This is a genomic window from Streptomyces sp. NPDC088747, assembly GCF_044751025.1.
Lineage (GTDB): Bacteria > Actinomycetota > Actinomycetes > Streptomycetales > Streptomycetaceae > Streptomyces.
Genome location: NZ_JBIVKZ010000001.1, coordinates 161,794 through 174,139 on the forward strand (window position 1 = coordinate 161,794; position 12,346 = coordinate 174,139).

Sequence of the window (12,346 nt, forward strand, 5' to 3'; positions counted from 1 at the left end):
CCCGGAGGGCTTCTTGCCCCTCCGGGCCCACGCCTGTTTGACTCGACGCATGGAGTCCACCGGGGGACGGCGGAGCGGGGCCGAGCGCGACGCGATCACCGTCGAGATCGGATACGCCTTGTTCAGCGCGGCGTTCGCGTCGGCCGTGGTGTTCGGAGCCGTGTCCGGCCCCGCGCTGCTGTTCGACCTCCCCGACCCGGTCCACAGGACACTGCTCGCCTCCGGAACCCTGCTGGCCACCGTCCTGTTCGTCGTACGCACGGTCAGCGTGCTGGTCCGCTTCGGCCGCGGGAGCGGGAGTCAGCCGAGCCAGCCGGGGCGCACCAACCCCGACTCGTAGGCCAGCACGACCAGTTGGGCGCGGTCACGGGCGCCCAGCTTGACCATCGTGCGGCTGACATGGGTCTTGGCCGTGAGGGGACTGACGACAAGTCGCCGTGCGATCTCGTCGTTCGACAGCCCGATGCCGACCAGAGCCATCACCTCCCTTTCCCGCTCGGTGAGTTCGGCGAGGGAGGCGACCGCCGAGGGCTCCTTCGAACGGGCCGCGAACTCGGAGATCAGCCGACGGGTCACACCGGGCGAGAGCAGAGCGTCGCCCTCGACCACAGCCCGTACCGCGCGCAGGAGTTCCTCCGGCTCGGTGTCCTTGACCAGGAACCCCGAGGCACCGGAACGGATCGCCTCGAAGACGTACTCGTCCAGCTCGAAGGTGGTGAGCATGACCACCTTGACGTCCGCGAGGTCCGCGTCGTCCGTGACACGGCGGGTCGCGGCGAGGCCGTCGAGGCGGGGCATGCGGATGTCCATCAGGACGACGTCGGGGCGCAGTTCACGCACTTGCCGCAGCGCCTCCTCGCCGTCGGCCGCCTCACCGGCCACCTCGATGTCCGGCTGCGCGTCGAGAAGCGCCTTGAAGCCGGCCCTGACCAACAACTGGTCGTCGGCGAGAAGTACGCGGATCACCGGTCCTCCTTGACCCTCAGCGGCAGCACGGCCAGCACCCGGAACCCGCCGTCGTCCCGCGGGCCCGCCTCGATCGTGCCACCCAGCGCGGCGGCGCGCTCCCGCATACCGGCCAGGCCGTTGCCGCTGCCGCCCGCGTCCGCGCCGGTCGCGGGCCCGTCGTCGTCGACACGCAGCCTGAGCACACCCTCGGCCCGCTCGACCAGCACCCGCGCGTGCCGCGATCCCGAATGCCGTACGACATTGGTGAGCGCCTCCTGGACGATGCGGAAGGCGGCCAGATCGGTGCCCGGCGGGAGCTTGGGGGCCGCACCCTGGATCTCGACGGTGAGGCCCGCGCCCGCCGCCTGTTCGACGAGTTCGGGGAGCCGGTCGAGTCCGGGCGCCGGGGCGCGGGGCGCCTCCCCCGGCGCACGCAGCGTGTCGAGGACCTGACGGACCTCGCCGAGCGCCTCCTTGCTCGCCGCCTTGATGGTGGTGAGCGCTGTGCGGGCCTGTTCCGGGTCCGAGTCCAGGAGCGCGAGGCCCACCCCCGCCTGCACGTTGATCACCGAGATGCTGTGCGCCAGGACGTCGTGCAGCTCGCGCGCCATCCGCAGCCGCTCCTCGTCGGCACGCCGCTTGGCGGCCTGGGCCCGCTCGGCACGGTCACGGGCCCACTGCTCACGGCGTACCCGGACGAGCTCGGACAGCGCCACGATCGCCACGATCCAGGTGGCGACGACCACCTCCTGCCCCCAGGCCGCGGGCGCGTCCCCCGACGGCGGAAGCCAGCGGTACAGCCAGTGCGCCACCAGCACATGCCCGGCCCAGAGCATCCCCACGGCAGCCCAGGCGGCCCTGCGGTGCCCGGTGACGATCGCGCTGAAGCAGCCCAGGGCGACGGTGAGGAAGACGGGTCCGTACGGATATCCGGCGCCCAGGTAGAGCATGGCCGCCGCGGCGGTGCCGAAGGCGACCGGCACCGGGAACCGCTGCCGCCACAGCAGCATCCCGCACCCCACGAGCAGCAACACCCTGGCGAAGGCGTCCAGTGACGCCCGCTCGCCCGCCTGCTCGTGGGCCGCGAAGTTGGAGCCGACGAGCACGAAGACGGTCAGCAGCAGCGTGGAACGCCACGGCCAACGGGCGCGCCGCTCCCGGTCATCCCCTCCGGGCCAACCGGGAGGCCCCTGCCACCCCCGCGGCCCGTGCCACCCCGACGGCCCGTGCCGCCACCACGGGGGCGGGCCGCCCCACGCCGGGGACCGGGGAGTGCGCTGCTCTTCCATGACGGTCACGCTAGACGCGCCTGACCGCCCAGGGCGTCAGCCGGGCGAGGTGATCACTCGTACTCCCCAGGGAGTACCGCCGCGGCGACACGCGTGCCGAACCACCTCCGGGACGCGCCGACCCGCGGAGCCGCTCCGTCAGTCCCGGGAGCCGCGTGGGCCCCTGCCCGTCGCACCGGTCACGGCCACAGCCCCCGCCACCGCCACCGCCACTGAGGAAACGCCAGGCCCACACCGTCGCCCAGTTGGTCCGCGCACGGTCAAGCCACGACCATCCGCCCCGGCGTCACCGTCGAGCCGTGCCCAGCCGCTCCTCCTGGGCCCAGGCCCCGATCCCGCCCCTACCGGTCGAGCGCGTTCAGTGCGCGTCCGATGATCGGGCGGGAGCGGACGACCTCACCGAGGGAGGTCGAGCCGCGGGTGATGCCGGCGAAGGCGTTCCACGCGGGCCGGAAGCCCGTGATCACGGCGTGGAGCACACCCGGACGGCGTTCGAAGGCGGCGAGCATGCGCTTGCCGACGCTCATCTCGACGCCGAGACCCGCCTTGATGGCGAAGGCGTAGTTCAGGGCCTGGCGCCGGGTGTCGACGGCGTCGTGCGCCTCGGCGATCCGGACCGCCCAATCCCCCGCGAGGCGTCCGGAGCGCAGCGCGAAGGAGATGCCCTCACGGGTCCAGGGTTCGAGGAGCCCCGCCGCGTCCCCGCACACCAGCACCCGGCCGCGCGACAGCGGCGAGTCGTCGGCGCGGCAGCGCGTCAAGTGGCCGGAGGAAATGCTCGGTTCGAATCCGGCGAGCCCCAGCCGGGCGATGAAGTCCTCCAGGTAACGCTTGGTGGCGGCGCCTTCGCCACGCGCCGAGATCACCCCGACGGTGAGCGTGTCGCCCTTGGGGAACACCCAGCCGTAACTGCCGGGCATGGGTCCCCAGTCGATGAGGACGCGTCCGGCCCAGTCCTCGGCGACCGTCTCCGGCACCGGGATCTCCGCCTCCAGGCCGAGGTCGACCTGGTCGACCTTCACCCCGACATGCGCTCCTATGCGACTGGCGCTGCCGTCCGCGCCGACGACCGCCCGCGCCAGGACGGCCTCACCGCCCTGGAGGACGACGGCGACGGTACGCCGGTCCGGGACGGCCGATCCGTGCTGCTCGACGCGCGAGACCGTGGCCCCCGTGCGCAGTTCGGCGCCCGCCTTCTGCGCGAACTCGACCAGTTGGTGGTCGAACTCGGGACGGTTGATCAGCCCGAACAGCATCTGCTTGGAGCGCCTGGTGCGCGTGAACTTCCCGTCGAGCGAGAACGTGACCGCGTGCACCCGGTCCTGGAGCGGCAGTTCGAAGCCGGGCGGCAGGGAGTCGCGCGAGGGGCCGATGATGCCGCCGCCGCACGTTTTGTAACGCGGCAGCTCCGCCTTCTCCAGCAGCAGGACGCTGCGTCCCGCGACCGCTGCCGCATAGGCGGCCGAGGCGCCCGCGGGCCCCGCGCCCACCACGACGACGTCCCACACCCGCTGCCCGTCGTCCGCCGAAGAGTTCTCGCTGCTCACGATGGTCTATTGCTCCCAGTCCAGCCGTCTGCCGCACGTGTCACCCGCATCCTACGGTGGCCATCGCCGCAGGCCACTGTGGGAGGATCGGCGGCGTAGGCGCTCTCCGCATCAGGAGACGCTTACACACCGCACGATCACCCGTACACAAGCACAACGTCGCACCCACAAGGAGCGTGCCCATGTCGTCGAATTCGGTCGCCGAGACCGTCGCAGCCCTGATGCCCAGGGCGAAGACGGAGCTCACCGAGCTGGTGGCCTTCAAGTCGGTGGCGGATTTCGACCAGTACCCGAAGAGCGAGAGCGAGGGCGCCGCGAACTGGATCGCCGACGCTCTGCGCGCCGAGGGTTTCCAGGACGTGGCACTGCTCGACACCCCTGACGGCACGCAGTCGGTGTACGGCTACCTGCCCGGTCCCCAGGGTGCGAAGACCGTCCTGCTGTACGCGCACTACGACGTGCAGCCGCCGCTGGACGAGGCCGCCTGGGTGTCGCCGCCGTTCGAGCTCACCGAACGCGACGGCCGTTGGTACGGGCGGGGCAGCGCGGACTGCAAGGGCGGGGTCGTGATGCATCTCCTCGCCCTGCGCGCGCTGAAGGCGAACGGCGGCGTACCCGTGCACGTCAAGGTCATAGTCGAGGGATCGGAGGAGCAGGGCACGGGCGGTCTCCAGCGGTACGCCGAGGAGCACCCCGAGCTGCTGACCGCCGACACCATCGTGATCGGCGACGCCGGCAACTTCCGGGCCGGTCTGCCGACGGTCACCTCGACGCTGCGCGGTATGACCCTCGTACGTGTCCAGGTCGACACCCTCGAAGGGAACCTGCACTCGGGACAGTTCGGTGGCGCGGCCCCGGACGCGCTCGCCGCGCTGATCCGCGTACTGGACTCGCTGCGGGCCGAGGACGGTTCGACGACGGTCGACGGTCTTTCCGGTGACGCCTCGTGGGACGGTCTCCAGTACGACGAGGAGTTGTTCCGCCAGGACGCCAAGGTGCTCGACGGCGTGGAACTCATCGGCACCGGCACGGTCGCCGACCGTATCTGGGCGCGTCCGGCCGTCACCGTCCTCGGCATCGACGTGCCGCCCGTCGTCGGTGCGAGCGCCTCCGTGCACGCGGGTGCCCGGGCGCTGGTCAGCCTGCGGGTGGCTCCGGGCGCGGACACAGACGAGGCGACCAAGCTGCTCCAGGCCCACCTGGAGGCGCACACGCCGTGGGGCGCGCGGGTGAGCACCGAGCAGATCGGCGGGGGCCAGCCGTTCCGCGCCGACACCTCGAGCCCGGCGTACGCCGCGATGTCCGAGGCGATGTCCGACGCCTACGACGGCAAGGAGATGCAGTACGCGGGCCTGGGCGGTTCCATCCCGCTCTGCGACACCCTCGCCTCGCTGTACCCGCGGACCGAGATCCTCCTCATCGGCCTGAGCGAGCCGGAGGCACAGATCCACGCGGCGAACGAGGGCGTCTCCCCGGACGAGTTGGAACGCCTCTCCGTCGCGGAGGCGCTCTTCCTGCGCAACTACGCGGCGAGTTGAGCACGCGCGGACCCGCTGTACAGGGGCGGCGACCGATCGAGCGGGCGGTGACCTGCTGAACGGAGGGCGACCGGCTGAGCAAGGGCATCCACCCGGCCCCGCTTGATCGCCAGTCGCCTGTCGTCACCTCCGCCGAGCCCGGCTCCGGGCCCTCACCAGCGGTGAGGGCCCACCGGCTCCACGAAAATCCAGCGGCCCTGGTGTCCAGCCCGCGCACGGATGAGATGACACGTGCCGTCACCCCACACCGGCAAGGTCAACCGACCGGAACCCCAGCCTCCAGGTACAGGGCCGCCCCGCGCTCACGCGCACGCAGGGCCCACCGCAGGCGCTCGTAGCGCACGGGTGGGAGGAGATCCGCCGCTTCCTGTTCGCTGACGAAACGCCAGTCGCGCAGTTCCGGGCCCGGCAGCAGCAGGCGGTGGACGTCGGCCGTGTCGAGTCGGCCGCCGTCGAAGAGGAGGCGCAGGCCGCCGAAGCCAGGCGGCGCGGGCGGCTCCCAGTCGACGACGAGGAGGGCGGGCACCTCCTCCAGGCACAGCCCGGTCTCCTCGGCGACCTCGCGGATGCCGGCTCGCGCCGGTGCCTCGCCGGGCTCGACGACGCCACCGGGGAATTCCCAGCCCGCCTTGTACGTCGGGTCGACGAGCAGCACACGGCCCTGCTCGTCGAAGAGGAGTACCCCCGCAGCGACGGTCTCGGCGGTGGGTTCCGGGGTCTGCACGATCTCGCACACGGGCGCGTCCCCGGTGCGTACGGCCTCGGCGATGCGCAGAGCGGCCTCGTACGGAGTGAGCGCGCTGGTGTCCACCGGGTGAGCGTCGGCGGCGAGCCAGGAGGCGAACGCGGCGCGGTAGGGCTCGATGTGGTCGAAGGCCCACTGGCGCACCCGCATCTCGCCGTCCGGCAGGTCGGGGGGCACCTCGCGCCCGGATATTCGCTCGCGCAGGATCGTTTCCGCCGGGGCGAGAAGCACATGCCGTACGGGGATGCGGCGCGCGGCGAGGCCACCGAAGATCTCGTCGCGGTACTCCTGGCGCAGCAGGGTCATCGGGACCACGAGGACTCCGCCGAGTTCGGCGAGCAACGCGGCCGCGGTGTCGACCACGAGACGGCGCCAGATCGGCAGGTCCTGGAAGTCGCCGACCTCGGCGAGGCGTTTGGGCGGAAGCAGCTGCGGGAGCGTGCCACCGATGACCTCGGGGTCGAAGAGCGTGCTGTTCGGGATCAGCTCGATCAGTTCCCGTGCGGTGGTGGTCTTCCCCGCACCGCACGCGCCGTTGATCCAGACGATCACGGTTCCCCCTCTTCTGTTGGCCCCCTGAGGCTTGCCCGCTTCACCCTGCCACGGAAACCAGCCCCTGATGAGGGAGCCGACAGCAAGGCGCCGGTGCCCCCGCCCAGGGACACCGGCGCCACGGGTCGAACCGCTCAGCTCTGATGGCCCGACGAGCCCTCGTCCATGGCCAGGCTGTCGCTGCTGACGGTGTGGTCGAGGGTGCTGAGCGTGTCGTGGACGTCCAGGTTGTCGAGTACGTCCGTGTCGGCATGGGACGGCGTGACCGCCGCGACGACGAACCCGGTGGCCAGGGAGGCAATGGCAAGCATGCTTCGCTTCTTCATGCCCGGCTCAACTGCCAAGGCGCCCACGAGTAACGGGTGGGTCACACAACGCCATCCCCACACCATCCGGCACATCTCCAGCACTACCGTCATCCCCCTCGAAACGTCCCAGGGGGGATGAGATGACCAACCCGTACACACCACAACCCACACCACCACCGACTCCACCATTCACACCGCCACCCACCGGGCCGGTCCGCACCGCGCCGCGCTGGGCGCGCAAACGTTTCGTCCTGCCCGCGCTCGCGTTCGCGTTCCTCATCGGTATGGGGGCGGGCAGCGACGGAGACACCAAGGAGCCGGTGCAGGCCAAAACCGGCCCGGCGGCAACCGTCACCGCCACGGCGACCGCCACCGCGACCGCGACGGAGACCGCCGAGGCGGAACCGGCCGCCACCGTGACGGTCCGCGCGACGACGACCGTGCGGACGACCGTCACCGCGCAGCCCGTCGCGGCCGACGACTCCAGCGGCGGCGGGGATGCCGGGAGCGACGACACCGGCGGCGGAGGCGGAGGTGGCGACGTGTACTACCAGAACTGCACCGCCGCCCGTGCCGCGGGAGCCGCGCCCGTACACGCGGGCGACCCCGGCTACGGGGGCCACCTCGACCGCGACGGGGACGGCGTCGGCTGCGAGTGACATCTGAGTGACAGGGGGTCAGGTCTTCGTCGAGCCGGGTGTGAGCCCCGGCTCGACGAACGGCGGACGGGCGGCCAGGTGGCCGGGCAGCCCTCTCGGGACAGCGCCTCAGCCCGCCAGAACATCCGATGTTCCCTTTGCGTACCGGGTCACCGCAAAGTGCCCCGACCGCGACTACAGCGTTCCCTTGATCGACAGATCAAGCAACACAACCAAACGCACTGCTCGATGTCACGCCCGATTCAGGGCATTTTCCAGGCACTTGAAGAGCTTCTGACGAAGTATCGAACAGACCGCGCCACCGGAAGCCGGTCCCGACGCAGCTCTTCCAACACAGTCCGACACGTCCTACCGTAATCACACAGAGATGACGCGAACATGCCGTCATCCCACCTTTCGCGCGCTCGGAGGAACGTAACGATGCGTCACCTTCACACCCGCACAGCCCGCCGAAGAGTGGTCGGCGCACTCGCCGCAGGAATGCTGTGCACGGTCGGCCTCGCCGCACCGGCCCTGGCCGCCCCCGGGGAGAATCCCGTCGTCGCAGGGGACCTCTCCCAGGCCGTGGACGACGGCCTCGCCCTCACCCCGCCGATGGGCTTCAACAACTGGAACTCCACGCACTGCCGCCCCGAGTTCGACGAGGACATGGTCAAGGGGATCGCCGACATCTTCGTCGAGAAGGGGCTCAAGGAGGCCGGGTACCAGTACGTCAACCTGGACGACTGCTGGGCCCTGCCGTCCCGTGACGCGAACGGCAAGTTGGTGCCCGACCCGGCCCGATTCCCCAACGGGATCAGCGCCGTAGCCGACTACGTCCACTCCAAGGGGCTGAAGCTCGGGATCTACACCAGCGCCGGCACGAAGACGTGCAACGACGCGGGTTTCCCGGGCGCGTTGGGCCACGAGTACAGCGACGCCCAGCAGTTCGCGGACTGGGGTGTCGACTACCTCAAGTACGACAACTGCAACAACCAGGGTGTGGACGCCATCTCGCGCTACACGACCATGCGCGACGCTCTCCGGGCCGCCTCCCGGACCACGGGCCGTCCGATCGTCTACAGCATCTGCGAGTGGGGCGAGAACAAGCCGTGGGAGTGGGCGTCGGACGTCGGGCATCTGTGGCGTACGACCGGCGACATCAGTGACAACTGGGGCTCGATGCTGTCGATCCTCAAGCAGAACCTGCCACTTGACGAGTACGCCGGTCCCGGGCACTGGAACGACCCGGACATGCTGGAGGTCGGCAACGGCGGCATGACGGACACCGAGTACCGATCCCACTTCTCCATGTGGTCGGTCATGGCCGCCCCTCTCCTCATCGGCTCGGACCTGCGCCATGCCTCCGAGGCGACCTTCGACATCCTGGGCAACAAGGAGGTCATCGCGGTCGACCAGGACCCGCTCGGCAGGCAGGGCAAGGTCCTCTCCTCCGAGGGCGGGCGCTGGGTCGTCGCCAAGGAGATGCGGGACGGCAGCCGGACGGTGGCGCTGTTCAACGAGACCGGCAGCGCGCAGCACGTCGCCACCACCGCACGAGCCGTGGGGCTGCCCGACGCGGCCGCCTACACCCTGCGTGACCTGTGGCAGCACCGGAGCTACAACACCGCGGGCGCCATCTCGGCCACCGTCCCCGCGCACGGCACGGTGCTGGTGCGCGTCGCCGCCGACACCAGGTGGGCCGAGAACCCGCCCGCCGTCGAACTCGGCCTGGAAGGCAGCCTGTTGGTCGAGGCAGGCAAGAAGGCCACACTGACCTCCACGGTCACCGACCTCGGCCGTACGGCGGCCAGGCAGGTTTCCGTGCGGCTGGACGGGCCCAATGGCTGGGCGGTCAGGGCGACTTCACCGGCGACCGCGAACAGTCTGCCGACGGGCCGCTCCCTGCGTACGTCCTGGAAGGTCACCGCTCCCGAGGGCACGGCCGCGGGCTCGTACGATCTGAGACTAAGGGTGAACTACCGCTCCCCCACCGGCGTACGCGCCGAGAACGCACTGCCGCTGACCGCCTCCGTGGTCGTGGCACCGCCCTCGGGCGTCTCCTCTCTCGGCGACCTGCCGTGGCTGTCGACGACCAACGGCTGGGGGCCCGTCGAGCGCGACAGGAGCAACGGTGAGAACGAGGCGGGCGACGGGAATCCGCTGACCGTCGGTGGTGTCGTGTATGCCAAGGGGCTGGGCGTACACGCGGAGAGCACCGTCGAGTACTACACCGGGGAGGCGTGCGAGGCCGTCACCGCGCAGGTGGGTGTGGACGACGAGGAGGGCGCCGACGGCTCTGTCGCCTTCGAGGTGTGGGCCGACGGTACGAAGGTGGCGTCCACGGGCGTACTCACCAACTCCGATGCCGCGCAGCCGATTTCCGCCGACGTGAGCGGCGCCCGTGCGGTGCGGCTGGTCGTCACGGACGGCGGCGACGGGATCACCTCGGACCACGGTGACTGGGCGGACGCGCGTCTGACCTGCTGACGCGCCGCCCGCCCGGCACCGGCTCAGCCGACCACGCCGGCGGCGGTCGTGTTCGCCCTGCGGGTGAGCGCCGCCGCCGCCGCGCCGACCAGACCGGCGTCCGTGCCCATCAGCGCGGGCGCCACGGTCAGGCGCTGGACGAAGGAGAGCGTCGCGTAGTCGGCCAGAGCCTTGCGCAGCGGTGTGAACAGGACGTCGCCCGCCTTGCCCACGCCGCCGCCGACGACGGCGATGTCGATCTCGACGAGGGTCGCGGTCGCGGCGATGCCGGCCGCGAGGGCCTGCGCCGCGCGCTCGAAGGAGGCGGTGGCGACCGGGTCGCCCGCGCGGGCGGCGGCGGCGACCGCGGCGGCCGAGGTGTCACCGTCCGGACCGGGCTGCCAGCCGCCCTCCAGCGCCCGGCGCGCGATGTTCGGGCCACTCGCGATGCGCTCGACGCAGCCGCGGGATCCGCAGGGGCAGAGGTCGCCGTCGAGATCCACACTGATGTGACCGATGTGGCCCGAGTTACCGGTGGGCCCGGGGTGCAGTTTGCCCCCCAGGACCAGGCCACCGCCGACCCCCGTCGACACGACCATGCAGAGCGCGTTGTCGTGACCGCGGGCCGCACCCTGCCAGTGCTCGGCCGCCGTGATGGCCACACCGTCGCCGATCAGCTCGACGGGCAGCCCCGCGGTGGCCCTGCGTACCCGCTCGACCAGGGGGTAGCCACGCCAGCCGGGCACGTTCACCGGGCTCACCGTGCCCTCGGAGGCGTCCACGGGCCCCGCGCTGCCAATGCCGACGGCGCCCGCCCTGCCCCACAGCGGGGAGAGTGTCAGCTCGCCGATCACGTCCTCCACGGCACCCATCACGGTGTCGCCGTCCTCCTGCGCGGGCGTCGCACGCTGCGCGCGCAGGAGAATCCGGCCGTGGCCGTCCACCAGCGCTCCGGCGATCTTGGTGCCGCCGATGTCGAGCGCGGCCACGAGGTCGGTGTGCATCAGTGTCAGATCTCCCAAGGCGGTGTGGAAACGGACCCGCCGCGCTGCGGGTCCGGGTCTCCGGCCGGAAACACGGCGGAACGGGACGCCTCTGGGGGAAGACGCAGGCCGGAGAATGCGGTGGACAGTGTCTCCCGCATCTGACAACGTTGTCCAGGCTCTATGCTCGACGCCACATCCTCATACAACCCCATGGACCTGTGCATCCCCATGGACCATTCTCATGGACCGACACATCACATGGCCGACAGGACAGGACAGCGCATCGTGGCAGAGCCCGCTCGTCGATCCGAGAACCGCTACGGCAATCGTCCCACCATGAAGGACGTCGCCGCGCGTGCGGGGGTCGGTCTGAAGACGGTCTCGCGCGTGGTCAACGGCGAGCCGGGGGTCACCCCGGACACCGAGCGCCGCGTTCAGGAGGCCATCGACGCGCTGGGCTTCCGTCGCAACGACAGCGCGCGGGTGCTGCGCAAGGGCAGCACGGCGAGCATCGGACTCGTCCTGGAGGACCTCGCGGACCCCTTCTACGGGCCGCTGAGCCGCGCGGTCGAAGAGGTCGCCCGCGCCCACGGCGCGCTGCTGATCAACGGTTCCAGCGCCGAGGACCCCGACCGCGAGCAGGAGCTGGTGCTCGCGCTGTGCGCGCGTCGCGTGGACGGACTCGTCGTGATCCCGGCCGGTGACGACCACCGCTATCTGGAGCCCGAGATAAAGGCGGGCGTCGCCACGGTGTTCGTGGACCGCCCGGCCGGACAGATCGACGCCGACGTCGTCCTCTCCGACAGCTTCGGCGGGGCCCGGGGCGGCGTCGCGCACCTCATCGCCCATGGCCACCGCCGGATCGGTTTCATCGGTGACATGCCCCGCATCCACACGGCCGCCGAGCGACTGCGCGGCTACCGCGCCGCGATGGAGGACGCGGGCATCACGGTCGAGGACGCGTGGATGTCCCTGGGCGTCACCGACCCGCAGCGGGTCCGCAAGGCCGCCGAGGACATGCTCTCCGGCGACTCCCCCGTCACCGCGGTCTTCGCCGGCAACAACCGCGTGACCGTCACGGTGGTCCGCGTCATCGCCGAACGCGGCCGCCCCGTCGCCCTGGTCGGCTTCGACGACATCGAACTCGCCGACCTGCTCCAGCCCGGCGTCACCGTCGTCGCCCAGGACGCCGCCACCCTCGGCCGCACCGCCGCCGAACGCCTCTTCCGCCAGCTCGACGGCAGCCTTCTCAGCCCGGAACGGATCGAGCTCCCGACCCGGCTGATCACCCGCGGCTCGGGGGAACTGCCGCCCGCGGACTGAGCG

The 12,346-nt window shown here is 71.3% G+C and carries 11 protein-coding genes; 5 read left to right on the forward strand and 6 right to left on the reverse strand.

Annotated features, from left to right (window positions below; all coding sequences use genetic code 11):
- The first annotated feature begins 49 nt into the window (after nucleotides 1–49).
- Nucleotides 50–340, forward strand: coding sequence for a DUF6332 family protein (locus tag ACIP79_RS00970; protein ID WP_401217483.1), 291 nt, complete (start codon nucleotides 50–52; stop codon nucleotides 338–340).
- On the opposite strand, the gene ACIP79_RS00975 is transcribed toward ACIP79_RS00970, so the two are convergent.
- From ACIP79_RS00975 to ACIP79_RS00985, 3 genes are all read right to left on the reverse strand, one after another.
- On the reverse strand, nucleotides 301–966 hold the full coding sequence (locus tag ACIP79_RS00975) for a response regulator (protein WP_401217486.1): 666 nt from the start codon (nucleotides 964–966) through the stop codon (nucleotides 301–303). The genes ACIP79_RS00970 and ACIP79_RS00975 overlap by 40 nt on opposite strands.
- Complete coding sequence (locus ACIP79_RS00980; protein WP_401217488.1) at nucleotides 963–2,237, reverse strand: sensor histidine kinase; 1,275 nt, start codon at nucleotides 2,235–2,237, stop codon at nucleotides 963–965. The genes ACIP79_RS00975 and ACIP79_RS00980 overlap by 4 nt, the downstream gene beginning before the upstream one ends.
- Nucleotides 2,238–2,578: 341 nt before the next feature.
- Nucleotides 2,579–3,784, reverse strand: coding sequence for a geranylgeranyl reductase family protein (locus tag ACIP79_RS00985; protein ID WP_401217491.1), 1,206 nt, complete (start codon nucleotides 3,782–3,784; stop codon nucleotides 2,579–2,581).
- 182 nt (nucleotides 3,785–3,966) lie between these two features.
- On the opposite strand from ACIP79_RS00985, the gene ACIP79_RS00990 reads away from it, so the two are divergent.
- Nucleotides 3,967–5,322, forward strand: a complete 1,356-nt coding sequence (locus ACIP79_RS00990; protein ID WP_401217494.1) for a dipeptidase — start codon at nucleotides 3,967–3,969, stop codon at nucleotides 5,320–5,322.
- A 256-nt stretch (nucleotides 5,323–5,578) separates the two neighbouring features.
- Here the strand turns inward: ACIP79_RS00990 and ACIP79_RS00995 are convergent, their stop codons facing one another.
- On the reverse strand, nucleotides 5,579–6,619 hold the full coding sequence (locus tag ACIP79_RS00995) for an NUDIX domain-containing protein (protein ID WP_383687763.1): 1,041 nt from the start codon (nucleotides 6,617–6,619) through the stop codon (nucleotides 5,579–5,581).
- Nucleotides 6,620–6,753: 134 nt separating this feature from the next.
- A complete protein-coding gene (locus ACIP79_RS01000) occupies nucleotides 6,754–6,945 on the reverse strand; it encodes a hypothetical protein (protein WP_387177365.1) in 192 nt (63 codons plus the stop codon).
- 122 nt (nucleotides 6,946–7,067) lie between these two features.
- On the opposite strand from ACIP79_RS01000, the gene ACIP79_RS01005 reads away from it, so the two are divergent.
- Both ACIP79_RS01005 and ACIP79_RS01010 read left to right on the forward strand, forming a co-directional pair.
- Nucleotides 7,068–7,586 (forward strand): excalibur calcium-binding domain-containing protein, encoded by a 519-nt coding sequence (locus tag ACIP79_RS01005; protein WP_401217497.1) that lies wholly within the window; start codon nucleotides 7,068–7,070, stop codon nucleotides 7,584–7,586.
- A 420-nt stretch (nucleotides 7,587–8,006) separates the two neighbouring features.
- Nucleotides 8,007–10,055, forward strand: a complete 2,049-nt coding sequence (locus ACIP79_RS01010) for an NPCBM/NEW2 domain-containing protein (protein WP_401217500.1) — start codon at nucleotides 8,007–8,009, stop codon at nucleotides 10,053–10,055.
- A gap of 23 nt (nucleotides 10,056–10,078) precedes the next feature.
- On the opposite strand, the gene ACIP79_RS01015 is transcribed toward ACIP79_RS01010, so the two are convergent.
- Nucleotides 10,079–11,038 carry an ROK family protein gene (locus tag ACIP79_RS01015; RefSeq protein ID WP_401217503.1) on the reverse strand — a complete coding sequence of 320 codons (960 nt, stop codon included), beginning with the start codon at nucleotides 11,036–11,038 and terminating at the stop codon, nucleotides 10,079–10,081.
- A gap of 240 nt (nucleotides 11,039–11,278) precedes the next feature.
- On the opposite strand from ACIP79_RS01015, the gene ACIP79_RS01020 reads away from it, so the two are divergent.
- On the forward strand, nucleotides 11,279–12,343 hold the full coding sequence (locus ACIP79_RS01020; protein WP_401217506.1) for a LacI family DNA-binding transcriptional regulator: 1,065 nt from the start codon (nucleotides 11,279–11,281) through the stop codon (nucleotides 12,341–12,343).
- The last annotated feature ends 3 nt before the right edge of the window (nucleotides 12,344–12,346 follow it).